Source organism: Ancylobacter gelatini (genome assembly GCF_022601675.1).
GTDB classification, from domain to species: Bacteria; Pseudomonadota; Alphaproteobacteria; order Rhizobiales; family Xanthobacteraceae; genus Ancylobacter; species Ancylobacter gelatini.
In genome coordinates this window covers 1-22,918 of record NZ_JAKVIL010000014.1, presented here as the reverse complement: position 1 = coordinate 22,918, position 22,918 = coordinate 1, and the positions used below count along the sequence as shown (strand labels likewise).

Here is a 22,918-nt window from a genome sequence, read left to right as displayed (position 1 = left end):
CCATGCCCGGACCGAGGAGCCCGCCTTGACCGACCACCTTCCCAGCTTCGCCAGCGACAACGCCGCCGGCGCCTCGCCCGAGATCATCGCCGCGCTGGTCGCCTGCAATGACGGCCCCCTGCCCTCCTATGGCGCCGACGCGATTTCCGGGCGGGTCACGCAGCGCCTCGCGGAGGTGTTCGAGCGCGAGGTCTCGGTGTTCCTGGTCTCGACCGGCACGGCGGCGAATGTGCTGGCGCTTTCCGTGCTGACCCCGCCCTGGGGCGCGGTGCTGTGCCACCCCGACAGCCATATCGAGAATGACGAATGCGGCGCGCCGGAATTCTACACCGGCGGCGCCAAGCTGGTGCATGTCGAGGGCGCGGGCGGCAAGCTCGACATCACGCAGCTGCGCCGCGCCGCGACGCTGGGCAAGGGCGACGTGCACAGCGTGCAGCCGGCCTGCGTGAGCATGACCCAGGCCACCGAATCCGGCGCGCTCTATTCGCTGGAGGAAACCCGCGCCATCGGCGATGCCTGCCGCGAGGCGGGGCTGGCGCTGCACATGGATGGCTCGCGCTTCGCCAATGCCGTCGCCGCGCTCGAGGCCAGCCCGGCGGAGCTGACCTGGAAGGCGGGCGTCGAGATCCTGTCCTTCGGCGCCACCAAGAACGGCGCGCTGGGGGTCGAGGCCGTGGTGCTGTTCGACCCCGCCCGCGCGGCCGAACTCGCCTTCCGCCGCAAGCGCGGCGGGCATCTCACTTCCAAGATGCGCTACCTCTCCGCCCAGATGGAGGCCTATCTCGACGGCGACCTCTGGCTCGCCAATGCGCGCCGCGCCAACGCGATGGCGCAGCGGCTGGCGCGCGGCCTCGACGGCGTGGCCGGCGCGACGGTGCAGGGGCGGGTCGAAGCCAACATCCTGTTCGTGCAGCTCCCCGCGCCGATGGTCGCCGGCCTGCTGGCTGAAGGATTCCGCTTCTACACCGACCGCTGGGGCCAGGGCATCGCGCGGCTGGTGACCTCCTTTGCCACCACCGAGGCCGATGTCGACCGCCTGCTGGCGGCGATGGCGAAGCTGGCGTGACGACGAGGCGTTCCGCACGGACTTGTCCCCAGCCTCGTGAGAAAGAATGCGAAAGGGCGTTGCAATCCGCGTCGGGCTGGGGCATAGAGCGCCTCGTTCGGGGCGCGGCGCTGGCCGCCACTGACCGGACACGGAGCGGTGCGGGTGTAGCTCAGGGGTAGAGCACAACCTTGCCAAGGTTGGGGTCGTGGGTTCGAATCCCATCGCCCGCTCCATTTTTTCTTTTAATATCAGTGTGTACGTCAGGCCGCCGCAAGGCGGCCTTGTCGTTTGAATTCCGGGTCGCCACCGGGTCGCCACGCGGATCAAACGGCTCTCGGGCTCATGCGTCGCCCTGTCGATATAGGGATAGAGAGATAGAGCGCTGAGGGTAGTTCGCTTTCCACGGCCCGCTCTCGCGCTCTCACATAGCGCTGTAGAGAGCGGGCGGTGGGAAGGGAACGGGCGCTTTCCTTGGCGGGCAGGAGTGTCTTACAATTTCCAACATTTTACGCTGGCTCGCCTAAGGGAAATATGGAAATCACTAATACTGCCTGCATAGTTCCGCCGCTCGGCGATATCGTCTCGAAAGTCGGCCTCACGATTGGATTCACGTTTTGCGGAATAGGCAACGAAGAGCCACTTGGTTTTGATGTCGTCATAGGACATACCTATTCCATCGTCGGCGACGGTGATCGTTGAATCTCCGAAATATAACTGAACCAATGTGGCTTCCGCGTCGAACGAGTTCTTTACAAGTTCAAATATTGCAACTTCATCATCGGTGATTAGTTCGCTGCCGAGCACGCTCTTCAGACCGGTGCTCACATCAAAATGTAATCGCTCGGGTTCAGTTGCGGCCATCGAATTTCTTTCCGGTGTTTCTACCGCTTACCATTTTGCTTAATTCGGCCCAACTCATTCCACGAAAATGGGGATAGCCTGATTTCCGAACGACCTCTGGACGACACATTTGGGATAAGAAATGGCGGACACGCTCACACCGCAGGAGCGCAGCGAGCGGATGCGGAGGATACGGGGAAAGAACACAAAGCCCGAGTGGTTGGTGCGTCGCATGCTCCACAATGCTGGATATAGGTATCGGCTGCATCGGCATTCCCTTCCTGGCAAGCCCGATCTGGTGTTTCCTTCCCGCAAAATAGCGATTTTTGTACACGGGTGTTTTTGGCACCAACACCAGGGATGCAAGGTCGCACACATCCCGAAATCTCGTTCAGAATATTGGGCGCAGAAATTTCGACGCAATGTTGAACGAGACGCCGCGAATGAGGCCGCTCTGGAGAATATGGGGTGGCGGGTAATCGTCGTCTGGGAATGCGAAACCGCTGATAGTGAACTCCTCCTTTTGAGGTTGGCTGAGGACCTTCGACTGCCATTGGATTCATAAGCGCCATCTCGCCTTAATTGCGTCGCTTCGCAGAGACCGCTTCTACCATCACAGCGATAAGTTCCGCTTCCTCATCGGACAATGCGTTGGAGGCCGAACGAATCCGTTGTTTCGGGATACTGAGACCTATCGGCGAGGTCTGGGAATCGTAGGACAATAAGTTGTCTGGCGACGTTTCGAGAACCCTCGCAATCGCTACCAGCGTTGCTAGATCGGGCTCGCGACGACCACTGACATAATTCCCGTACCGCCTTTCACTTAGCCCTGCCCGGCGAGCGACTTCGGCATTCGATATGCCGAGTTCCTCAGCGCGCTTTTTCAGGTTCGACGCAAAGATATCCATGAGGAACAAAATGTTCCTGGCAGACACCACATGTCGATGTACGATATGGCGTTACTTTCGACGACGATATGTGGTTATGGATTGGGACGCATTCACAGGTGGAGTGAAATGGACCGGTATCGCTGCCGTTCTCTCACCTATTTGGGGGGCGCTGCTCTGGCACACATGGGAGCTGAACATCCGGCCTCGGCTAATCCCAGTAGGTGATATCAAAGCCGTGGCTGACGATCTGGTCGCCAAGTATGGCCCCCGTGCCGAGGAAATCGCCTTCATCGAGGAGGATCGGGCGTGGCGCTACTCCGAGACCTTCCAGCGAGGGAAATGGCATCGGGTGCGGCGGGAGCTTTGGCGACGCTATGAGGCGGGGGACTGGGAGGGGCCGCGAGGCTGAAAGCAGGAAGGGGCCTTCCGATACTCCAACGTTACATCGAGCACCGGAAGGCTGTCCCATTATCCTGCGGAGCGGATATCCGAAACCGTTCGATATCCTGACTTCTCTTTTCACATGATCTCGAAATTTGGCATCCGGAATTTCTCACTCGTCCTGATTAGCATTTGGCCTTGGAGCATTGTTACGAGAACGATGCTGGGAGGGATTGGGGGGTGGTGCCGGTGCCATCCACTTATACTCTTTCCGATGACTGAGCCCGGCGACAACTCCGGAGAAGAGGAAGGCTGATCGATCCGAAGAGCTTTCGGCTTTCGAGATACGCGCTGACAGACTCGATAGCAGGAATGCGAAAGGCGATTCCACGGCGGCTGTGACATTCATCCGGCAATCTCGCCCCACGCGCCGTGCGGGTTGTTCCTGCGGGGCTTCACAGGAGCTCTCTGAGCTACGTGTTCGCTTCGAAATTTTCGGCCCGGTTTTCCGGTAGGTGACCTTTTACGCGACGTGTTTCATGCGACTTGGCTAGACGTTTCGGCCCTTTCAAGTGCGTATCGCGCCATGTTGCATAAGCGTTTCGCCTGTCGCATCTCCCGATGGGGATCGCGCCGGCCATACCCGAATAGATAGGCCGAGCGGCATATTTCATGTCTCACGTCGCGGACTCGTGCGCGGGGCCGCTCGTTGTCCCTTCCCATCCACGCGGCTTCCACTCGCACGGAAGGCTTGTTTCACGTTTCGTGATGGGCATTCTCCCTTGGTTCTGGCCTGCCGATGGCGTCCGGCTCAAAGCTCTACCTCGAAATCCACGGCGTTCGGATGCCGCCCGGATGCGATCCACGTGGCCCAAGCCGTCCAAGTCTCCGCCCCCTTCTTTAAGCGTTCTGCTTCGCGCTGAACGGACAGCCAGAGGTCGCGTACAGTCCACGGCGTCGGCACGCCGCTTTCCTGCCGCAACCTCTCGTTGATCTCGGCATAGAAATTGATGGGCTTCGGCGTGAGAAGCGCACGCGGCGAGGCGAACAGATAGCCCCGTGTGCTACGGTAAGAGGCGAGTAAGGTCATCGCCTCCGGCGCAAGGTCGATCCGGCGCGACGTATCCATATGCGGGCCGCGCCAGCGGTCATATTCCACCGCCCAGGCGCCCTCGTCCCAGAAGACGGCTTCACCCCGTATCTCGCGCACATCCTCCATGTGCTCGCCGGTGAGGATCATGAGGCCCACCATCGCGGCCCATGGATGGCCGAGCTGCGTCGCGGCCTCGAAGATGGCGCGGATGTCGTCCACCGACAGGAAAGTGGCTTGGCGAGCCGGTGGCAGGTCGAGCTTGGCTTTCGCCAACGGGTTCGCTTGCAGCAAGCCGCGCTCCACCGCCCATGAAAGGAAAGCCTTCGCCCCTTTAAGAAAATTGACGCCGCGTGTCGGACGGTCGGCGGCAACTTTCTCCGCCAGCAACAGCCAGCGTTCGCGGTCGAGCGCCGAAAGCGGCTGGCTGCCGAATCTCCGCGTGAGATAGCGGGCGAACAGGCGCTCCATCACCTTGAACCAATCGGAATCGGTCGGACTGCGCTCGAAGAAATAGAGCGTCACGACCTCCTTCAATGGCAGGTCGCGGCGAAGCCTCGGCGCTCGCCGGTCAAAGCCGTGGTGACCGGCATGACGCCATTCCGCCTTCCGACGCGCCTCTTCGACGGTATAATCAGATGCGCTGCCCAGATGCTCGCGTTCGGAGTGCTGTTCGTCGCGGTCGGAGTAGAGATAATACCAGCTCTTGCTGCCGCCGGGCTGGATGCGCAAAGCGAGATAGGGACAGCCGCCGTCGCGAACCCATTCCTCGCGGGCGGGCGGCTGCACCGCACGAACAAGATCGTCAGTAAGGCGCACGTGCACATAGTCCCGCTGGCCGCGCCGGCGTTTCGGCTGTCTCTCGCGGTGTTCCTCGTCCAGGTGCGCGACGAGGGCAGGCGGATCGATATTTTCATAGGGAAGTCCGGCGACGGCGGCCATGCGCGATCCTCATCGGTGAGCGGATATGAAAATGCCGCCGGGGTCACCGGCGGCATCAATGAGTATGGGAGCGCCATCACTCGCGGCGGATGTCGGCCACCTCCGCGCCGAGATAGCGGGCGATCTGCGGAATGGTGGCGGTGGTGTAGACGCTCGGTCCCGCCGCCAGGTAGACGATCGCGCCGTCCGCCCCGTTGGCGCGGCCCCCGGCGATCTGGCTACGACGCACCAGCGCGCCGCCGCCGGAGGCTGCCGGGATCAGGATGAAATTGTCGTTGAAGTCGATGTCTTCACGCATGGTCTCAAGTCCTTTCAGCTTGCGATGAAAGGGCGGAAACTCCGCCCCTCTATTACAAACCAGACCTATTACGGGTGTCAACTAAGCATTTGTTATGTATAGACTATTTAGCTTGTGCATCACCGCAGCTCGAATTGGTGATGCCTTTCGCCGGCGGCTTGAATCATAGCGTCGAGTTCGCCGGCCTCCTCCAGCCGCGTGACCTCGTCGAAGTACCGATCCCCGGTGTTGCGATAATCCCGCTCGTCCTCCAAGTCGCCATTGTCCGGTTCGTAGGCGAAGAGGCCACCGGTATTGCCATTCGACGGTGTCGAGGTGGAATCGAGAAGGCCGGAGCACCGAAGGTTCATCCACTCCAGAAGGTCGCACCTGCGGTACTGCGCATAGCGCCCGAACTTCAGGAATCTCGGGCCACCTCCGCGTGTCGCCATGGTGGCAAGACTCGCGGCCGTGGTGCGAAGGCCATGGCTCTGGAGGAAGCGGGCGGCCTGCGTGCGTGTGAAGATGTCCATCTGCATGGCTGGCCGGCATGTTGGCGCGCAAGCCGCGTATGCTGGTCACGGTCGCACTGGCCAACAAGATGGCAAGGATCGTCTGGGCGCTGATGGCGCACGGCGGATCCTACAGAGCTCCGGCCGCGGCGGCATAATCGCCACGGCTCGAGGCGTCAGGGACGCAAGGTAAGGTCAGCAGAGAGGTATGGCGCAACGGTCAGCAGACGGGGTCGGGAAAACCAGTGAAATGTCCGGGCGCCTCGAGCGCGCAAAAGCGATCTGGTCTCGATCCCCGATCTCCATACAGGCCAGCAGCCGTGATGATGGCTGCATCAACAGGCCGGACACACGGAAGCACCTGAACCCGCGCAACATGCCCTCAAAAACCTCTCGCATCCAACGGGGCGTCCACACACGGTCATTAGCGGAGCTGGGCACTTCGGCATCTTGCGCCAGAGCGGACCTTGGGGTGTAGCCTCAAAGCGGTAGGAAATTGGCTGTGTAACGCCGGGTTTCAATGCGCTTGCGGGAACATTCGGCGTTCGACCATTGCGCATTAGGGCAATGCGATGGGAGTTTCCTTGATTGGATGGACGACGATTTGCATGTCGATGTCGTATATGCGCCGTAGCGTAGATGTCGTCATGATGGCGTCGGGAGAGCCTCGCGCGATCATTCGGCCGGTATGCAGCGCGATGATCTCCTCGCAGAAGCGAGCGGCCATGTTGACGTCGTGCAGAACCAGCACGACCCCGAGGCCTTTTTCGCGTGAGAGTGTGCCGATGAGGGATAGCACCTCGATCTGATGGGAGATGTCGAGGGCCGAGGTTGGCTCGTCGAGCAGCAGGCACTTTGTGTCTTGTGCCACCAGCATGGCCAGCCAGACGCGCTGGCGCTCACCGCCGGAAAGCGTATCCACCAAGCGTTCGGTAAACGGTCCGATGCCTGTCAACTCAATCGCTTCTTCGACCTTCTCACGGTCGACTTTGCCAAAGCGCCGCAGTGGGCCGTGCCATGGATAACGCCCGAGCGCGACGAGTTCCCTGACAAGCAGGCCCGACGCGAGCGGCACGTGCTGCGGCAGATAGGCGAGCCGGCGCGCAAGCTCGAGATGGCCCCACTTTTCGAGAGGCTTTTCCTCGAAATACGCCGCGCCGCTCGTCGGCGACTGTTGACGTGCCAGGATTTTCAGCAGTGTCGACTTACCCGAGCCATTGTGCCCGATGAGGCCAATGATCCGCCCCGCCGGCAGGTCGAGCGTCAGAGGCTCCAGCAGTGTTCGCCCCGCTATTCGGAACGACAGATCCTCAAGGCGAAACAGTGCTGCATGGCTATCCGCCCCGGACGCAAATTCGGCATATGACCGGCATGCGGCAGGAAGCCTGGGAGGGACGTTCATCGCTTTAGACCTTCAGGGCAGAGATGCGACATGCGATGGCTCATCCGCAGGTGCTTTTCCGCAACAGGGCACGTGGCACAAAAGCTTCCGTCTTCACTCGCACGGTAATGGAGACAGCAGGTCCGTCGAGTTTTGTGTCCGCTGCAGCTTTCCCTTGGGAGGAACGGCGCGTGCAGAGTGTTGGCCTTACCATCTGGCCAGGTCTTTGCCGTCGAGAGTCGTCCGACATCGCAGCCCAACGGGCGGCCCGCGCGGGCGGCTGCCTGCGTGACCTCAGACGCGATGTGATGGAAGTTGACGGCGGCATCGCCGCGTAGCGCTGTAATCGGCGCCTTCATATGGAGCGAGACAGCTTCCAGCACCGGATCGAGATGGTGGCGGATCGAACCCTGCAGCCGCTCGAACGGGTCCGCGGAGCTTGCCCTAGACCCAACGTGCGGAATGTGCAGGCAAGCCGCGCATCCGTCCTCTGGATCGAGCGCCATACTCGCCTCATCAAGGGCGACGGGGAGCTGCCAATCCAGCAGAAGCGCTGGCGGCAAGCTCGCAGCGATAATCCGGAAGCCATACATCTTGGCCCAGAGCACGGCGAGCACCGGAACGCTCGCTCTCGGGTATCTGGGCCGAAGCCGCAGAAGTGCGGTGGATAGCGTATCACGTTCGAGAAAGCATCGGCCAGGAACGGATGGCCGCCCGTTGTCGATCAGTGAGACCGACTGCGCGTGATGTTCGAGGCCGGCTGGAAAGGCGGACGACAACTCAGGGATCATCCCGGCCGCCTCGACATCAGGTACATGAAGTAAGGCGTGCCGACCAGCGCCGCCAGCATGCCCGCCGGTATCTGGTGCGGAAACAGCAGATTACGTCCAAGCCAGTCGGCCGCCACCATGATGAACGCGCCGAGAATGGCCGACATGGTGAGCTGGACGAAGGGGGATCGGAACCCAGCCATGCGGGCAAGATGCGGTGCCATCAGGCCCACGAAGCTTAATGGCCCGATGGTGAGAACGGCCGCCCCCGTGAGCAGCGCGGAGATCAGCAGAAGCATCAGGCGACTGCGCCTGAGATCGACCCCTAGCTCGCGCGCCGTCACCTCGCCGAGCGGCAGGATTTCCAGCCAGCGCATGGTGAACGGAACGATTGCTGCAAGACCGAGCGCGACCAAAGCCAGGACGACAACATCGTTTGCAGTGACGGAATAGGTCGAGCCGGCAAGCCAGGACAGCAGGCCAACGATGCGGGGATCGAAACGCGCGGTGATCGCAGACAGAAAAGCGCCGAACACCGTTGCGAGCGCCACGCCCGTCAGCACCATGCGTTCGGGAGAGCCCGACGCATGTCGCATCAGGGCGAAGGTGAAGGCCAGGACGACGAACGCCCCGCCGCTCGCGGCAGCGACCTTAACCACATGGGCCGCCGCCGGGTCGAACAGGAAGAGAATGGCAACGCCCATCGCGGCGCCGGAACTGATGCCGAGGATTTCTGGACTAGCTATCGCGTTGCCGGTGACCCTCTGGATCATCACGCCGGCCGTGGCCAGCATCGCTCCGGCCAGCCCGGCGGCAATGACGCGGGGCCAGCGCCATTCGAGCACGGCATTGACGTCCAAAACCCCATGCCAGATCCAGCCATCGAGGTTTCTTCCCAGGGACAGAGATGTCCAGATCAGGAGGGTCAGTGCGCAAGCAGAAACGGCGATGGAAAGACGTGGTGGCTCAAATCGGGCTGACGCCCCGATGTGTTGGCCAGCGCCGCCCATGCGCGCGCCGCGAAGTCCTTGCAGCATCCACAGCATGAGCGGCCCGCCGAGAATGGCCGTAATGACGCCGGTCGGTAGCTTGTTTGGGAACAATGGATTTGCCTGCGTTATCTGGTCCGCAAACCAGAGCAGGCTCGCACCAAGCAGAGGCGCGGCAATCAGGCGGCTCCTGAACCTGCGGATGCCGCCCAGTCGAACGATCGCTGGCGCGGCGATGCCGATAAAGCCGATCACCCCGACGGACGCGATGGTCACGGAAGCCAGCACGACGGCAAGCAGCAATCCAGCCAGCCGGACGTGGACGACCGACACGCCGAGGCTGCGGGCGCCGTGATCGTCCAGGTCGAGCAGTTCGAGCGGTCGGATCATACATACCGACAACAGCGCGCACACCGTGAGTGTTGGGGCAATGTTGGCAGACGCATCCCAGCCGAGATTGACCAGCGAGCCTGCGTTCCAAAGAAAGACGCTGCGCAGTTGCTCGTGGAAGAAGAGCGCCAGGACGGAACTCACGACGCCGCAAAACAGGCCGACGACGAGGCCTGCCAGAATGAGCCGCACCGGCGAAGCGACGTCCCGGGAAGCGAGGCCAAGAGTCAGCAGCATCGCGACAGCGGCGCCAAGCGACGCAACCATCGCGGGTGGCCACGTCAATGAGGGAAAGAGCAGAGCCGCTGCCTTAAGGGCAAGGCCGGCGCCGCCGGAGACACCCAAGGTGGAGGCCTCAACCAGAGGGTTACGAAGAACCTGTTGGAAGATCACGCCCGACAAAGCGAGTGCGGCGCCGGCGAGCATGCTCGCGGCAATGCGCGGCAGGGTGACGTAGTGCACCACCATCTGGCCGGGATTGTCGAATGCGGGCGCAAGCAGTGCCGGCCACCATTCGACCGGCGGTATGTCCTGCCAAAGCTGATGGAGACTCAGAAGAGCGGCGATCCCGGCGGGGATGCATAGGAGAAGAGACCAGAGGGACGCAGGCCGTCCGCGCCGCATTTCAATTGATGGAGAGATGATCCGATCCCTCCAGAGCATGAGTCAGCAGACGGGCCATTCGCTCGGCTTCGGGCACCCCGCCGAACAACCAACTAGAGGGCAGAACGACCAAGCGACGCCATCGCACCAGCCCGAGATTTTGCCAGAAAGGATTGCTGTCCAAAGCGTTGGGGATTGGACCGAAATGAAAGGCAATCACATCGTCGAGTCTGGCCAGTTCGTGCATCGTCACCGGGAGCCAACCCCAGATGTCGCCGGGCTCGGTGATGGCATTGCCCAGTCCGACACGGTCGAGAACGTCATGGACGAGGCTGGCGCTTCCGAGTGTCCAGAAATCTCGCGGAGTCGCTGCCCACAGAACCATGACCCGCTTGCCCTCGAAGAGCCTCAAGCGGTCGCGGAATGTCCGCATTCGTTCATCGAAGCCCGCAAGATAATCCGATGCGCGTCGCCCCTCGCCGGCAATCTCCGCGATACGCAAAAGCGCCTGTCGCGCCCGGTCGAGTGGCGCGGGGGCGCCGGTGTAGATCGACATCTCCACCAGTGGGGCAATCCGCCTTAGCTGAGCCGTATCGGTCGGCCATTCCTTTGAATGAAGAATGGCTAGAGGTTTGATCTCGGCCAGCAGTTCAAGGTTGGGCTCCGTGAAGGTGCCGATATCGAAGACCGACTCCGGAAGCTGGGGTTCCTGCACCAAGCGTTGATACCGCCACCGTTCGGCCAGGCCGAAATCCTTGACGCCCACGGCAAGAAGCGATTGCGCATGAGCGAAGTCCAGCGCGATCAGTGGGTTGGACGTGATCGCGAATGCTGCGCCCATGCGAGATCCGGGTGCGGCGACCAGTCCGGCTACGCCGGCAAATCGCAAGAATTGCCGGCGTGTCGGCCGCAAGGCTCCCGGTAGGAACTCCATGCTCAGAAGTCCATAGTGGCCGAGAGCTTGAAGGTGCGCGGGGTGCCCATGGTGACCCAGCCGTCGCTGACGGCCGCCCAATAATTCGTATCGGCGACGTTCTCGACCGCGGCGCGCAGGACGAGCGGATTGCCGAGGGCCTGGGTTTTGTACTGTGCGCCGAGATCGAACCGCGTCCAGCTGGGCAGCTTCTGCGTATTGGCCTGGTCGACATATTGCGAACTGGTCGCGATCACACGACCCGACAATGTGAGCCCCTCGACAAAGGCGGGATCCCACTCGATGCCGATATTGCCCTGCCAGGCCGGGACGCCGACGGCCGTGTTACCGTCATAGAGACCATTGTCGGTCTGCGTCAGCGTGCCCTGGGTATAGGCGACGCCGCCCAGCAGACGCAGGCCCTTCCTCACCTCGCCGAACATATTGAATTCGACACCGCGGTTTCGCTGCTCGCCATTGACACTGAAGATCGACTCGCCGGCCGCGTTCGTTGTGATGATGCTGTTGGGCTTGGTTATCTCGAAGACGCTGGCGGTCACGGTGAAGGTGCCGAAATCATATTTGATGCCGACTTCCATCTGCTCTGTAAGCATCGGCGGGAAGACCTCGCCCGCGTTTGCCGTGCCGGGCCATGCGACGGGCCCTTGCTGCAGCCCTTCGATATAATTGGCATAGACAGAGATGTTCTCGATCGGCTTCACGACGATGCCGAAGGCTGGCGTCACCGCCTGTTCATCATAGCCCTGCGAAATGCTTCCATCTGGATTGAAAACATCAACCTTGATCTGTTGATAGCGCGCACCGGCGGTAAACAGGATACGATCGTCGAAGAACGACATCGTGTCCGCGATCGTCACGGCCGGAGCGTTGATGTCCCAGTATTTCGGTGGATTGTCGCTGAACCCGGCTGTTGACGGCCGCAGGATTGTCGGAGCGTCATAGATATTTGTATCGAAAGAATAGAATCCGTAGTAGTTGCTCTGCTGGTTCATCGTCTGGAAGAGATAGGACGTATTGAGGTTCACCTTGTGGCCGATGACACCAGTCTCGAACTCACCCCTTATGCCGGCTTGAGCCGATGCGGAATCACCCTGAATTGGGCTGTAATAGGCGGTCGCGATAGCGTTGCCGGCGACGTCGGTGACATAGATGTCCGTCGACAAAATGTCCTGATTGTAGTGGTTGAATCCTGCGCCGCCATAGACGGTCCAGGATGAGTTCAAGTCATATTCAAATTTGCCGAGAGCATAGACGCTCTTCGCCTCGGCATATTCCCAATCCTGATATATCTGCTTGCTGAGGTCGGGAGCCGGCGGAATGGGCATCCCGGAAGCGAAGCCAAAACCGGCCGAACCGGTCGGCGCGATGGTCTTCTGATCGATATACCCAGCGTCCAGGCTGGCGCGGAGATCTTCGCCGCGATAGTCCAGCGCGATGGTGCCGACCCCGAGCCGGGCGGACTGGCCGTCTATCGCGGTGTCACCGTCGCGGAATACGCCGTTGACCCGTACGCCCCATTCCTTGTTTGCCCCAAAGCGTCGTCCGTAGTCGATATGCGCGCCGAAGTTGCTGTCGGATATATAGCTTGCGGTGAACTGTGTGATGGGGTCATCAGTTGCCCGCTTCGGGACGACGTTGATCGATCCTCCGATAGAGCCGTACTGGGTATACCCATTCAGAAGCGCATTGGGGCCTTTGAGCACCTCGACGCTTTCCATGGTTTCGACGGGAATGATGCGGTTAGAAGCGATGCCGCCATACCCGTCCAGCAGGATGCTGTAATTCCCGACGGAGAAGCCGCGAATGAAGAACGAGTCTCCAACGCCGGCAGATGAGGCGAGACCGTTTGTATAAACGCGGACAGACGGATCATTCGCCACCACGTCGGCGACGGTGACCGCCTGCTGCTCCTGGATGAGCTTGGCCGTGTAGCTCGTCACGTTGAACGGCGCGTCCATGACGCTGATATTGCCGAGCATGCCGAGCTTGGCACCGGTCGCGACCTGGCCACCCGCATAGGGGGGTGGCGCGTCCCAATTGTTGATCGCTTCGCCCTCAACGGAAATCGTGTCGAGCATCACCACGCCATTTGTTTCTACGTCGGCATCGCTTTGGGCGGATGGGTCTACGATGGCGGCGGTCGACGGTCCTGAGATGGCGGCATGCAGGCCTGTATCGGCGAGCAGGGCCTGCAGAGCCTGACCGGGCGGCAGCATGCCGCCAATGGCGCTCGATCGTTTGCCTTCCACCGCTTGCGAGGTGAAGCCGACTTCCCAGCCGGTGGCGCGGGTGAAGGCGTTAATCGCCGAGCGCAGCGGCTGAGCAGGGATATTGAAGCTCACAGCCTCGGCAATCCGGGCCTGCGCATGCGCAGCCGTGGGCACGAACAAGCCCGCGCTGCACAGAGCGGTCGAGCAAATCAGCAGAGAGGCAAAGCGCTTTCTGCTGCGGTGCGCGTCCTTCCCGCCCGTCGTCCGTCTTGCGTCAGCCCGCGCATGCCGCCCCATCGATAGCCCCTTTTGCCTGAAGTCGGGGCCGATGCACACTCACGCGTCTCGGCCCATAAAGACCTGACAATCGGGCGAGGGAAATCTCACAAAAAAACTTACGTGCTTACTGCAGGATCAGAATCCCGCCGGGAAGCCGAGTGACTGAAGCACCCGCAGCCGTCGCAAGGGAGCGCACGGCCCGTTCCGGATCACTGAGGCGGTAATTGCCGTTGATTTTGATCTGCTTTAACCGGTCATTGGCGACGATGATCGAGTGGCCGTAATAACGTGCGACCTCGTTCAGCACCTGATCGAAAGGCCTATCCTCGAATATGAGCTGGCCTTGGAGCCAGGCGAGCGACGTAGCCGGGTCCGCCTGCTGGACGGGGGAAAGCGACATCTCAGTGGCGACGATGCTCTCACCCGGCTTCAACGAAGCCGTCTGCTCCCGATCTGGAAGCCGACTTACGTCGACAAGGCCGCGCTCCAATATGACGCTGTCTTGCTCGCTATCGGATCGAACCGAGAAGGCCGTTCCCTTGACTGTCACCTCGGAGAAAGCCGCCGCGACGGTGAAGGGCCGCAAAGCGTCCGGCACAACATCGAAATAGGCTTCGCCCTGAAGCAGCGTGACCGATCGCTTTGTTCCCTCGAAATCGAGCGAGACGGCGGATGCCGTGTTCAAGATCATCCGCGACCCGTCGGGGAGCATGACCTCCTGCCGCGCACCGGCGACGGTCAGGTAATCAGCCTGCCAGCGAAGTTTGAGCGTGGGGTATTGCTGCACACCCACCGCGATGAGCACAGCCGCCGCGGCCGCCATCGCGGCTTTCGCCCAGTTGCGGCGCTTCGAGCGCGGAAGCGGGGCGACGTTGCCCGCCGCTCGCGCGGGATATTGCGTGCGCTGGGCGACCTCGCCGGCAACCGTGTCCATATCCGGAAGCACCCAGGCATCGGCTACCACGGCGAATGCTTCCGCATGCGCCGCTTCTGCCCGTCGCCACGTCTCGAACTCGGCCCTGATCTGCTGGTCTTCCGGCGCGGCCTGGAGCGTGAACAGCCAATTCAGCGCAGCATCCATCGCCGGATCCGGATGCACGAATCCCGGTTCTTGACCGCTGAGTTCCCCGTCGCGTTGCACTCGGGCTGAATCCTCTAACAAGCCGTGGCTTGAACGGCCTTATACCTAAGACGATCGGAAAGCTGGAATCTCACAAAGATCTCTGCTTGGAGGGGCACTCCCGAGATATCACGAGCGGCGAGGGAAACTCAGCAGCGGTCGACCTTCGCCAGTGCCTCAACGCAATGGGCATGGGCGAGCTTGAGATCGTTGAAGACCGTATTGGGCGAGACGCCGAGATGTTCGGCAATCCTGGGGTACGGCCATTTCTCGATTCGGCTCAGAAGCCAGACGGTCCGGGCCCGCTCCGGAAGCTTGGCGATTGCGGCGTGGAGGCAGCGGAGCCGCTGGCGCTGGATGAGAGCGGCTTCCTGAGAGGGAGCGGACGACGCAATGTTCTCGACGTCGGTATCCGGGAGATCGCTGCGCTCGATCCTGCCGCGCATGTCATGGCGCCGCTTGTGGTTGATCGCGAGATTGCGGGCGGTCTGGTGTAGAAATGCTTCGACGTGCTCGATCGGGGCGGTTTCCGCCGCGCGGACCGCACGGACATAGGTCTCCTGCGCGACATCTTCCGCCGTCTGCGCATCGCGCACGATACGCATCACGCTCCAGATCAGCGATCTGCGATTGTTCAGGAAGATGGCGGCGACGGTCGCACTCAATTCGCTACCCCTCCGGGCCTTCCGCTGAACGCTCTCGACGTTCACTAGCAGAAGCGAATTCATGCGCAACTACAAAGAATTAGAACTACTCTAGGGTCAAAAAATCCCGCCTGTCCTGCGATCGTGAGACTCCGGCGCTCTCCTTGCGAAAAGTTGATTCTAAGACGCCTCCTCACAAAGTCTGACGTTCGCTTTGGGTCAGTCTCCGCCTCGGACATTCATCGGCGATATGTCCGCTTCTCCTTTGAAGTCCCCAACAGCGGCCGGTCCGCTCCGGCCCTAGACCAGCCATTCGTCGTCGTCCTGGCGAACGTTCGCCTCTGGCGCGTGATTAGCTTCGGCGGCGGGGGCGACAGCCTATTTGAATTGATTGTATTTTTGTTCTCCGAGCGGCTCTTTTCGCAAGAACATGATGCTATTTCCCCTCGCGCTGCTCGACCATTCTAGGAGCAAGCTGCATCGACCGCAGAGCCCCCGGCGCATACCCCATCGTCCGCTTGAAGGCGCGGCTGAACGCAGCGTGCGAGCCATAGCCGAGCCGGTCGGCGGCCGTTTCGATGGGAATCTTGTCCCGTGTGATCCATTGTGCCGCAAGACGCATCCGCAGTTCGGTGAGATAGCGCAGCGGCGTCATCCCCGTCACGTCGAGAAAACGTGCGGCGAACACGGAGCGGGAACTACCCATGACCGAGGCAAGTTCAGCCACCGTCCATTCGCGGCCGGGATCGCGGTGCACGGCGACAATCACGCGCGCAAGCCGGGGATCGCGCAGCGCGGCCACCCATCCGGCGGCGGTGCCACAGCCGCATTCGACCCATGCCCTGACGATGAAGACCGACACCACCTCGGCAAGGCGGGCGAGGATGCCGGCGAAGCCTGCACGGTCGCCGCGGGTTTCCCGCTCCATAGCCTCCAGCATCGGCAGCAATTCGGGATAGCGATCCAGCAACGTGCCGACCGACATCACCGATGGCATCAAGGCGACCAATGGTTTCATGCCACCGAGTTCCAGTTCCATGCAGCCGCTGAAGATCACGACATCGGTGCTGCGGCAGAGATCGGCATCGCAGGCATTGATCGCGGCGACGGTGCCGCAGAGCGGAGCCTCAGCAAAGGCGGATACCGTGCGGCATGGCAGGTCCGGCGCTGAGAGCAGGTCGTGCGCCCCACCATGCGGCAGCAACACCGCTGATCCGGCCTCCAGCTTTTCGACGTCGCCCTCGGCTCTCCGTAGATAAACCGTGCCGCGCGCAATGAAATGAAACTGCGCACGTCCCGCCTCATTACCGAAATGCACGCCGAAGGGCGGGGATATCTGAATGCGGCGATATTTCAGCCCGACAAACCGCATCCCACCGAGCAGTTCGCTCACGACGTCGGGGTAGGTGGATAGCTCCGCGGAGACCGCAGCTTCGGACGAATGATCAAACATGGCGGATATTCTGGCATAGTTCGTCTTACCAAACCAGCTTAGCCTGTTGCAATGCAACATCCTTCTCTGGAAAGGCAGACGTATGAGTGACACGCTTGCGGTGGACGCGACACAAGCGCCCGCCATTTCCCCGGCATGGGCGGCCGTCGGCTCGATGACGCTGGGGGTTTTCGGCCTGGTAACGGCGGAGTTTCTTCCCGCCAGCCTGCTAACCCCGATGGCAGCTGATCTCGGCATTACCGAAAGCGCTGCAGGTCAGGCCGTGACGGCAACGGCTCTGGTGGCGATGGCTGCCAGCCTGCTGGTCTCGGCGGTGACCCAGCGCATCGATCGGCGCAACCTCATGGTTGCCTTCTCAATCATGCTGGTGATCTCGAACCTTATCGTGGCGTTCGCGCCGAACCTGCCTCTGCTCATCCTCGGCCGCGTGCTGCTGGGGCTGGCGCTCGGCGGGTTCTGGGCGATGTCGGCGGCGCTGACCATGCGGCTCGTACCTGAGGCGATGATACCGCGTGCGCTGTCGATCCTGTTCAGCGGCGTTTCGGCGGCGACGATCTTCGCCGCTCCGGTCGGAAGCTATCTCGGCCATCTCGTTGGTTGGCGCGCCGTGTTCCTGCTGGCTGCGGCCATGGGCGTCGTAACGATCATCGTCCAGATCGTGACCTTGCCCCGTATGGCGCCTATCGGCACGGCGCGGCTGCGCACGCTGGTCGACGTTCTGCGCCGGCCGGGCGTCGCATTAGGCATGTCGGCGGCCATGCTGGCTTTCGCTGGTCATTTCGCGGTCTTCACCTATATCCGGCCGTTCCTCGAGACGGTTACCGGCATCGGCATCAACGCGCTCTCCGGCATTCTGCTCGGCTTTGGACTGGCGAACTTTGTCGGCACGCTGGCGGCCGGCCCGCTGATCGAGCGTAGCCTGAAAGCGGCCCTGCTCGGCATGCCGCTGCTGATGGCCACGCTGGGGATCGCCCTCGTCACCCTTCCGGCGGATCCAATGGTACACACCCTGCTGTTCGCCCTCTGGGGCTTTGCCTTTGGCGGCATTCCGGTCGCATGGTCAACCTGGCTCACCCGCGCCGTGCCGGATCAGACCGAGACCGCCGGCGGCCTGCTCGTTGCGTCCGTTCAGTTGGCGATCTCGGTAGGAGCGGCTGGTGGGGGCGCGATACTTGCGGTCGATGGCGTGACCGGCACCTTTGCCGCCGCCTGCCTGCTTCTGGTGGTCGCTGCGCTGATCGTCCTGCTGGGCGTGCGCACTCTACCGGGCAGCGGTCGCGCAACCGCGCTGCACTAGATGGACGATGCGATGGCTGAACGGCGCAAGGGATGCTCAGCCATCGCATCGCTTTAGTGTTGGTTTCCAAGCCTTATCCCAACTCGGAGATCAGGGCTGCGTTGTCGGTCATCATTGACCAGAGCGTCCTCCCGAAGCGCGCCATCGTCGATGGCGTCCTTCTTCGACGCTGCCAATATTTCGATCATTGATCCAGCAGGCTACCCAGCATCAAGATTGAGCAAAACACCGGTGGTGCGATCCATCCTGGCTCTATCCAGGTCGATCCGGTTCTCGTTGGACGGCACTCGGGCGCTGCGAGTATGACGCCCGCGCCAAAGGCGAGATCGGCGTACTGATGGACCGTATCGACTTTTTCGGCATTGACCTCGCTGCGCTCGCCCTCGGCAGCCATCTGCGATCTCCGCCGTCCCCGGCAAGCTACCGGCGCAGTTCGGACCCGCTTTGCCACGGTGGCGCGTGGCGTCGGCCATCCGGCGCAAACGGGCGAGTCGCAGGGGCGGCCAGCTACCAACGCGCGCTCTCAGCTCATTGTGTAAATCCGCCTGCCCGCACTCACGTGCCCCCGGTGCCCCTGTCCCGGATGGTCTCACCATGCGCGGCAGATCAGCCGTGGTCGTCGGCCACGCGCTTCAGCATCGCCAACAGTGCTGCACGCGGAATCCGCTTTTCGCCGGGAGGCCCGCGCCGTTCCGGGAGGCGCACGACCCCGCGCTTGCGGCTCACCTCGGCGGTCCTGATCCGCGCCTCGTGCTCCTTCAGCACCGAAACGATAGCACGCCTGACGAGTTGATCGGCGAGCGATACGGCCATTGAGCCCTGCCGCCTGACACTCAACCTGCTTCGCGAGATGCCGGGACTAAACTTCCAAGGAAACAGGCGGTCGCCAGCGATCACGGGGGCAGCACGATTTGGACGATCGGCGTTTTCTTTCGGACTCCTTGAACCGCCCTCTCGCCTAAGGTCCCAGCGATTGCCAGCGTTGGGGGACCAAAATGAAATATTCAGTGACGATTGCAGCGATTGTTGCGGCAGTGTCAGCAATAACGACCGGCGTAATCGCCCAGACGGCAAACACTGATGTCAGGACACAGTACAAGCCCGAATACACCGCATCAGGTGAGTTGGTTTTGCCAAAGAATTTCGAGAAATGGGTATTCGTTGGCTCGCCGCTCACACCAAATGCACTTAACGATGGCGAAGCAAATTTTCCCGAATACCACAATGTCTACATGGATCCTGTTTCATACGAAACGTATCAGAAGACGAATGTATTCCCCGAGGGCACGACCTTCTTCAAGGAGCTGCAGCTCGCGCTGCCGGCGGAGAATCCGGATGGCTCACGAACCGAGCCTTCGGGTCGGGGCTACTTTCCGGGTGCCCTGAATGGTGCGGATGTCACGGTCAAAGACAGTAAGCGTTTCGCCGAGACTGGCGGCTGGGGCTACTTCAATTTTAATCACCATGAACCCAAAGCGCCGACCGCGAAAGCTCGTCCCATCGGCGAGTGCGCCTATTGCCATATGGCCAGCGCCAAGAAGGATGATGTCTGGACGCAGTTCTACCCGCGTCTCGATCATTAGATACCGGCCCATCGCGCAGACCCGGCCGGGACAATGGAAGAACCATGGATTTGGCACACGATGAGAGAGACGAACGCCAGGAAACGGCTCTGCGGTAGATCTGCGCGGCGTTAAAATGCCGTGTCGGAGTATTTTCGACGTTATCCGGTTGATATCCAGATGCAGTGAAGAGATTTTCGGCGAGGTCTCAGGAGCATCTGGATGACAGTCTGTGTACGAAGCCGCAACACATCGCATCTTGTCCGATCTCACAGAACTCCCGGCCAACCTTCTTCACTGCGCCCCCGCTCGCCAGTCCGTGGACACCTCATCTCGCAGACGCCGACCGCCATGGCCGGGGTCCGCGTGATGAGCGATGACAGCGCCTCAACGCGGCGACACCCGGCCCGGCGGTGGCTGGATTAGGTTCGGCCCGAGTCGCGCCGTGCGCGTCTAAGGTATCGACACGGCCGGGGTAACGGCAGGCATCCTACAACCCGCGGGGGAGTCTCCCCGCGAATAAACCGTATCAAGGGTGCCGCGCGCCCTCGGTTCGATCGCCGCTAGTGCACCCACGGTCAATAGAACAGGGCGGCGGCAAGCTGCGGCGTCGCCCTTCACGCCACTTCCATCGCCCACAACCACGCTGCGATAGCGGGCGCCAGATCACCCAACACATGGCGGGAACCGCCAAACCCACCACAGGCAATGGAGATGACAGTGAAAATGTCTCAGGCCCACACGCTCGATACCTCCCCCGAGGGGTCACAGGGCACCATCGTGGCCGAACGAAATTTCGGCTCCATGTCCATCCTGGCCCCGTTACGGTGGTCGCTGGTGGTAATATTCGTTTGGTTTGGCTGCATGAAGTTTACCGGCTACGAAGCGCAGGGGATCGCGCCGCTGATCGCGAACAGCCCGGTCATGAGCTGGATGCATACGTTGTTCGGGATTGAAGGCGCATCCCGGGCAATCGGGGTGTTGGAACTGTCGACCGCCGCCGCCCTGGCCGCCGGTGCATTCGTTCCGCAGTTCTCTGCCCTCGGCGCCGCCATGTCGACCGCGACCTACCTCATCACGCTGACCTTCTTCATCAGCACGCCGGGTGTGTTCGAGCCATCCCTCGGCGGCTTCCCCGCCATTTCGGCTGGAACCGGACAATTTCTTCTGAAGGACCTCGTCCTGCTCGCGGCGTCGGTCACTCTCCTGCTCGCCTCAAGGGCGAGATTGCCCAAGTAAGGCTACGACACACGACGCTCGGGGGAACGACCATGATGAAATTGAAGCTTGCGGCGATCGGGTTCGCCACTCTTTTCTCAGGGCCGTCGGCTGCCGCAGCACCGGAGACAACACCCACGACCTATCACTATGAGGCGGTCGATGGGATCCGCCTCTTTTACCGGGAAGCCGGCCGACGCGACGCCCTGACCATGTCGGCGACCGGTCACGCAAGATGCCGATTCAGGGGCACGCGGCTCGCAAGGCCATCGGCTGCCTTACACATCATCCGAGGAGGAGGATCGCCGTGCTTGTGACGAGAGGCTTCAAAGGCAAGCGCCGCGACGGCGACGCCGATCGCCTGAGATTGCCGCCGGGCCAGTTCCTGACGCCGGAATTTCCCGTGCTGACCGCCGGCCCGACCCAGCACACGCGGCTGGATCGCTGGAGCCTTGCGCTTCAACATGGGGGCTCGTTGCTGGGCAAATGGAGCTGGGATCAGTTCGAGGCGTTGCCGCAAACCGAGATCACCTGCGACATCCACTGCGTCACCAAATGGTCGAAGTTCGACACGCGCTGGCGCGGGGTCACCATCGACGACCTCTTGCGTGCCGTCGGACTGGATAGTGCGCCGACTGGCTTCCTTATGGCGCATTGTGATGGGGGATATACGACCAACCTGCTCGTCGCCGATCTGATCGAGGCGCGTGCGATGATCGCGACCCATTTTGACGATCTGCCGTTGCTGCCATCCCATGGGGGCCCAGCCCGCCTTCTCGTGCCGCACCTCTATTTCTGGAAGAGTGCGAAATGGGTGCGGCGTCTCGCCTTTCGTGAGAACGACGCCCCGGGTTTCTGGGAATCGCACGGCTACCACCTTCGCGGCGATCCCTGGCGGGAACAGCGCTACGAGGGCGACCGATGATCAACGCAGCCACGGCGGCCGCCCAATGGCGCGTTGCGACGGTGACCGCGATCCGCGCCGAGACGGCGACAGTCAAGACGATCAGCTTCGATGTTCCCGGCTGGCCCGGCCACCTGGGTGGGCAGCATGTCGACCTGCGCCTCACCGCCGAGGACGGCTATGTCGCGCAGCGCAGCTATTCCATCGCCTCCGGCGCCGGTACGAGTCCACAGATCGAACTGACCATCGATGCTGTGCCTGACGGAGAGGTCTCCGGCTTCCTCCATGAGGAGTTGCGCATCGGTGACCGGATCGAGATCTGCGGACCGATCGGGAGCTATTTCGCCTGGTCCGCGGAGTATGATTACGGCTTGCTGCTGATCGCGGGCGGCTCGGGCATCGTGCCGCTGATGTCGATGCTGCGCTCGCGCGACGCGGCCGGCGCGACGCAGCCTGCCCGCCTGCTCTATTCATCGAGGACCATCGACCGGATCATCTATCGCAGCGAACTCGATCGGCTGGCCGCACGGGGCGCCCAATTCACGCTCACGCACACGCTGACCCGCAATGTTCCTTCGGGATGGACCGGGGAGCGGGGGAGGATCGGCCGTGTGATGCTGACCCGCCGGCAATTCACCCCGGCGGGAAACCCCGACGTCTACGTATGCGGGCCGACGAGGTTCGTTGAAACGATTGTCGAACACCTCATCAAGATGGGCCATGTGGCAGGTCGCGTTCGAACGGAGCGGTTCGGCCCCACGGGTGCGATCCGCACGTAACAAGAGGAGTCAGTCGGTCGCCCCGTCGCTTGCGAACTGCAGCGCGCCCCGATTTGCTGACGGGGACCTGCGGACGGTACCCGACAAACGCAGCCAAACGCCGGAAGCCCCGTTGCGGACCTCCGGCGCTGCCCTATTCCTAATCCGGCGCAGTCTCGTGCCTCAGGCGGCGTCGACGCGGCGCGGCAGCTTCCAGCCGGGCCGGATGAAGTGGCAGGTGTAGCCGTTGGGGATCCGCTCCAGATAATCCTGATGCTCGGGCTCGGCTTCCCAGAAATCCCCCACGGGCGCGACCTCGGTGACGACCTTGCCCGGCCAGAGACCCGACGCCTCGACATCGGCGATCGTCTCTTCCGCCACCGCCTTCTGCGCGTCGTCGGCGTAGAAGATCGCCGAACGATAGCT

Annotated in this window: 24 protein-coding genes, 1 tRNA gene and 2 pseudogenes; 10 read left to right on the top strand and 17 right to left on the bottom strand. The window is 61.9% G+C overall.

Annotated features, from left to right (window positions below; translation table 11 throughout):
* Window positions 1-25 precede the first annotated feature (25 nt).
* Together MKI84_RS19515 and MKI84_RS19510 are read left to right on the top strand one after the other, a co-directional pair.
* On the top strand, window positions 26-1,066 hold the full coding sequence (locus MKI84_RS19515; protein ID WP_241621933.1) for a threonine aldolase family protein: 1,041 nt from the start codon (window positions 26-28) through the stop codon (window positions 1,064-1,066).
* Window positions 1,067-1,206: 140 nt separating this feature from the next.
* A tRNA-Gly gene (locus MKI84_RS19510) sits at window positions 1,207-1,281 on the top strand.
* 256 nt (window positions 1,282-1,537) lie between these two features.
* On the opposite strand, the gene MKI84_RS19505 is transcribed toward MKI84_RS19510, so the two are convergent.
* Window positions 1,538-1,909 carry an ATP-binding protein gene (locus MKI84_RS19505; RefSeq protein ID WP_241621932.1) on the bottom strand — a complete coding sequence of 124 codons (372 nt, stop codon included), beginning with the start codon at window positions 1,907-1,909 and terminating at the stop codon, window positions 1,538-1,540.
* A gap of 121 nt (window positions 1,910-2,030) precedes the next feature.
* Between MKI84_RS19505 and MKI84_RS19500 the strand changes: the two genes are divergently transcribed.
* A complete protein-coding gene (locus MKI84_RS19500; RefSeq protein ID WP_281063262.1) occupies window positions 2,031-2,453 on the top strand; it encodes a very short patch repair endonuclease in 423 nt (140 codons plus the stop codon).
* A 13-nt stretch (window positions 2,454-2,466) separates the two neighbouring features.
* On the opposite strand, the gene MKI84_RS19495 is transcribed toward MKI84_RS19500, so the two are convergent.
* The gene (locus MKI84_RS19495; RefSeq protein WP_241621931.1) at window positions 2,467-2,796 is read right to left on the bottom strand and encodes a helix-turn-helix domain-containing protein; all 330 of its coding nucleotides are present in this window, start codon (window positions 2,794-2,796) and stop codon (window positions 2,467-2,469) included.
* Window positions 2,797-3,013: 217 nt separating this feature from the next.
* Here MKI84_RS19495 and MKI84_RS19490 point away from each other — a divergent pair, with 217 nt between their 5' ends.
* Entirely contained in the window at window positions 3,014-3,187 is a 174-nt protein-coding gene (locus MKI84_RS19490; protein ID WP_241621930.1) for a hypothetical protein, read from the top strand.
* 783 nt (window positions 3,188-3,970) lie between these two features.
* Here MKI84_RS19490 and MKI84_RS19485 read toward each other — a convergent pair.
* From MKI84_RS19485 to MKI84_RS19475, 3 genes are all read right to left on the bottom strand, one after another.
* Entirely contained in the window at window positions 3,971-5,191 is a 1,221-nt protein-coding gene (locus MKI84_RS19485; protein ID WP_241621929.1) for an Arm DNA-binding domain-containing protein, read from the bottom strand.
* 76 nt (window positions 5,192-5,267) lie between these two features.
* Window positions 5,268-5,489 carry a hypothetical protein gene (locus MKI84_RS19480; RefSeq protein ID WP_241621928.1) on the bottom strand — a complete coding sequence of 74 codons (222 nt, stop codon included), beginning with the start codon at window positions 5,487-5,489 and terminating at the stop codon, window positions 5,268-5,270.
* 119 nt (window positions 5,490-5,608) lie between these two features.
* Entirely contained in the window at window positions 5,609-6,007 is a 399-nt protein-coding gene (locus MKI84_RS19475; RefSeq protein WP_241621927.1) for a hypothetical protein, read from the bottom strand.
* On the opposite strand from MKI84_RS19475, the pseudogene MKI84_RS19470 reads away from it, so the two are divergent.
* Window positions 6,004-6,138: pseudogene (locus MKI84_RS19470) on the top strand (IS110 family transposase); the annotation flags it as partial. The gene MKI84_RS19475 and the pseudogene MKI84_RS19470 sit on opposite strands and share 4 nt — an antisense overlap.
* 401 nt (window positions 6,139-6,539) lie before the next feature.
* Here MKI84_RS19470 and MKI84_RS19465 read toward each other — a convergent pair.
* The 9 genes and pseudogenes from MKI84_RS19465 to MKI84_RS19430 all read right to left on the bottom strand — a co-directional run bounded on the left by MKI84_RS19465 (window position 6,540) and on the right by MKI84_RS19430 (window position 16,753).
* A complete protein-coding gene (locus MKI84_RS19465) occupies window positions 6,540-7,382 on the bottom strand; it encodes an ATP-binding cassette domain-containing protein (RefSeq protein WP_241621926.1) in 843 nt (280 codons plus the stop codon).
* On the bottom strand, window positions 7,379-8,152 hold the full coding sequence (gene fhuF, locus MKI84_RS19460; RefSeq protein WP_241621925.1) for a siderophore-iron reductase FhuF: 774 nt from the start codon (window positions 8,150-8,152) through the stop codon (window positions 7,379-7,381). Before fhuF ends, MKI84_RS19465 begins: the two co-directional genes overlap by 4 nt.
* Window positions 8,149-10,134, bottom strand: coding sequence for a Fe(3+)-hydroxamate ABC transporter permease FhuB (gene fhuB, locus MKI84_RS19455; RefSeq protein WP_241622002.1), 1,986 nt, complete (start codon window positions 10,132-10,134; stop codon window positions 8,149-8,151). Before fhuB ends, fhuF begins: the two co-directional genes overlap by 4 nt.
* A 1-nt stretch (window position 10,135) precedes the next feature.
* A complete protein-coding gene (locus tag MKI84_RS19450; protein WP_241621924.1) occupies window positions 10,136-10,954 on the bottom strand; it encodes an ABC transporter substrate-binding protein in 819 nt (272 codons plus the stop codon).
* Window positions 10,955-11,047, bottom strand: a pseudogene (locus tag MKI84_RS20835) (twin-arginine translocation signal domain-containing protein); the annotation flags it as partial. It abuts the gene before it with no gap.
* Between the two features lie 2 nt (window positions 11,048-11,049).
* A complete protein-coding gene (locus MKI84_RS19445; protein WP_241622001.1) occupies window positions 11,050-13,431 on the bottom strand; it encodes a TonB-dependent siderophore receptor in 2,382 nt (793 codons plus the stop codon).
* 229 nt (window positions 13,432-13,660) lie between these two features.
* Complete coding sequence (locus tag MKI84_RS19440) at window positions 13,661-14,617, bottom strand: FecR family protein (protein ID WP_241621923.1); 957 nt, start codon at window positions 14,615-14,617, stop codon at window positions 13,661-13,663.
* A gap of 188 nt (window positions 14,618-14,805) precedes the next feature.
* Entirely contained in the window at window positions 14,806-15,321 is a 516-nt protein-coding gene (locus MKI84_RS19435) for an RNA polymerase sigma factor (RefSeq protein WP_241621922.1), read from the bottom strand.
* Window positions 15,322-15,736: 415 nt separating this feature from the next.
* Window positions 15,737-16,753, bottom strand: coding sequence for an AraC family transcriptional regulator (locus MKI84_RS19430; protein ID WP_241621921.1), 1,017 nt, complete (start codon window positions 16,751-16,753; stop codon window positions 15,737-15,739).
* Between the two features lie 82 nt (window positions 16,754-16,835).
* Between MKI84_RS19430 and MKI84_RS19425 the strand changes: the two genes are divergently transcribed.
* Entirely contained in the window at window positions 16,836-18,050 is a 1,215-nt protein-coding gene (locus MKI84_RS19425) for an MFS transporter (protein WP_241622000.1), read from the top strand.
* Window positions 18,051-18,234: 184 nt separating this feature from the next.
* Here the strand turns inward: MKI84_RS19425 and MKI84_RS19420 are convergent, their stop codons facing one another.
* Together MKI84_RS19420 and MKI84_RS19415 are read right to left on the bottom strand one after the other, a co-directional pair.
* Window positions 18,235-18,444, bottom strand: coding sequence for a hypothetical protein (locus MKI84_RS19420; protein ID WP_241621920.1), 210 nt, complete (start codon window positions 18,442-18,444; stop codon window positions 18,235-18,237).
* 212 nt (window positions 18,445-18,656) lie between these two features.
* Complete coding sequence (locus tag MKI84_RS19415) at window positions 18,657-18,863, bottom strand: hypothetical protein (protein ID WP_241621919.1); 207 nt, start codon at window positions 18,861-18,863, stop codon at window positions 18,657-18,659.
* A 182-nt stretch (window positions 18,864-19,045) separates the two neighbouring features.
* Here MKI84_RS19415 and MKI84_RS19410 point away from each other — a divergent pair, with 182 nt between their 5' ends.
* From MKI84_RS19410 to MKI84_RS19395, 4 genes are all read left to right on the top strand, one after another.
* Window positions 19,046-19,633, top strand: coding sequence for a cytochrome P460 family protein (locus MKI84_RS19410; protein ID WP_241621918.1), 588 nt, complete (start codon window positions 19,046-19,048; stop codon window positions 19,631-19,633).
* A gap of 705 nt (window positions 19,634-20,338) precedes the next feature.
* Complete coding sequence (locus tag MKI84_RS19405; RefSeq protein ID WP_342593654.1) at window positions 20,339-20,851, top strand: YkgB family protein; 513 nt, start codon at window positions 20,339-20,341, stop codon at window positions 20,849-20,851.
* 286 nt (window positions 20,852-21,137) lie between these two features.
* Complete coding sequence (locus MKI84_RS19400; RefSeq protein WP_241621917.1) at window positions 21,138-21,755, top strand: sulfite oxidase-like oxidoreductase; 618 nt, start codon at window positions 21,138-21,140, stop codon at window positions 21,753-21,755.
* Window positions 21,752-22,513 carry a ferredoxin reductase gene (locus tag MKI84_RS19395; RefSeq protein ID WP_241621916.1) on the top strand — a complete coding sequence of 254 codons (762 nt, stop codon included), beginning with the start codon at window positions 21,752-21,754 and terminating at the stop codon, window positions 22,511-22,513. Before MKI84_RS19400 ends, MKI84_RS19395 begins: the two co-directional genes overlap by 4 nt.
* A 162-nt stretch (window positions 22,514-22,675) precedes the next feature.
* On the opposite strand, the gene MKI84_RS19390 is transcribed toward MKI84_RS19395, so the two are convergent.
* A partial coding sequence (locus MKI84_RS19390) for a peptide-methionine (S)-S-oxide reductase (RefSeq protein ID WP_241621915.1) occupies window positions 22,676-22,918 on the bottom strand: 243 nt, incomplete at its 5' end.

Bases quoted from the DNA above. Each gene is read 5' to 3' on its own strand.
- fhuF (WP_241621925.1), bottom strand. From the start codon at position 8,152: ATGATCCCTGAGTTGTCGTCCGCCTTTCCAGCCGGCCTCGAACATCAC.
- MKI84_RS19430 (WP_241621921.1), bottom strand. From the start codon at position 16,753: ATGTTTGATCATTCGTCCGAAGCTGCGGTCTCCGCGGAGCTATCCACC.
- MKI84_RS19500 (WP_281063262.1), top strand. From the start codon at position 2,031: ATGGCGGACACGCTCACACCGCAGGAGCGCAGCGAGCGGATGCGGAGG.
- MKI84_RS19415 (WP_241621919.1), bottom strand. From the start codon at position 18,863: ATGGCCGTATCGCTCGCCGATCAACTCGTCAGGCGTGCTATCGTTTCG.
- MKI84_RS19475 (WP_241621927.1), bottom strand. From the start codon at position 6,007: ATGCAGATGGACATCTTCACACGCACGCAGGCCGCCCGCTTCCTCCAG.
- MKI84_RS19465 (WP_241621926.1), bottom strand. From the start codon at position 7,382: ATGAACGTCCCTCCCAGGCTTCCTGCCGCATGCCGGTCATATGCCGAA.
- MKI84_RS19440 (WP_241621923.1), bottom strand. From the start codon at position 14,617: ATGGATGCTGCGCTGAATTGGCTGTTCACGCTCCAGGCCGCGCCGGAA.
- MKI84_RS19505 (WP_241621932.1), bottom strand. From the start codon at position 1,909: ATGGCCGCAACTGAACCCGAGCGATTACATTTTGATGTGAGCACCGGT.
- MKI84_RS19420 (WP_241621920.1), bottom strand. From the start codon at position 18,444: ATGGCTGCCGAGGGCGAGCGCAGCGAGGTCAATGCCGAAAAAGTCGAT.
- MKI84_RS19395 (WP_241621916.1), top strand. From the start codon at position 21,752: ATGATCAACGCAGCCACGGCGGCCGCCCAATGGCGCGTTGCGACGGTG.
- MKI84_RS19405 (WP_342593654.1), top strand. From the start codon at position 20,339: ATGTCTCAGGCCCACACGCTCGATACCTCCCCCGAGGGGTCACAGGGC.
- fhuB (WP_241622002.1), bottom strand. From the start codon at position 10,134: ATGCGGCGCGGACGGCCTGCGTCCCTCTGGTCTCTTCTCCTATGCATC.
- MKI84_RS19480 (WP_241621928.1), bottom strand. From the start codon at position 5,489: ATGCGTGAAGACATCGACTTCAACGACAATTTCATCCTGATCCCGGCA.
- MKI84_RS19495 (WP_241621931.1), bottom strand. From the start codon at position 2,796: ATGGATATCTTTGCGTCGAACCTGAAAAAGCGCGCTGAGGAACTCGGC.
- MKI84_RS19410 (WP_241621918.1), top strand. From the start codon at position 19,046: ATGAAATATTCAGTGACGATTGCAGCGATTGTTGCGGCAGTGTCAGCA.
- MKI84_RS19425 (WP_241622000.1), top strand. From the start codon at position 16,836: ATGAGTGACACGCTTGCGGTGGACGCGACACAAGCGCCCGCCATTTCC.
- MKI84_RS19485 (WP_241621929.1), bottom strand. From the start codon at position 5,191: ATGGCCGCCGTCGCCGGACTTCCCTATGAAAATATCGATCCGCCTGCC.
- MKI84_RS19450 (WP_241621924.1), bottom strand. From the start codon at position 10,954: ATGGGCGCAGCATTCGCGATCACGTCCAACCCACTGATCGCGCTGGAC.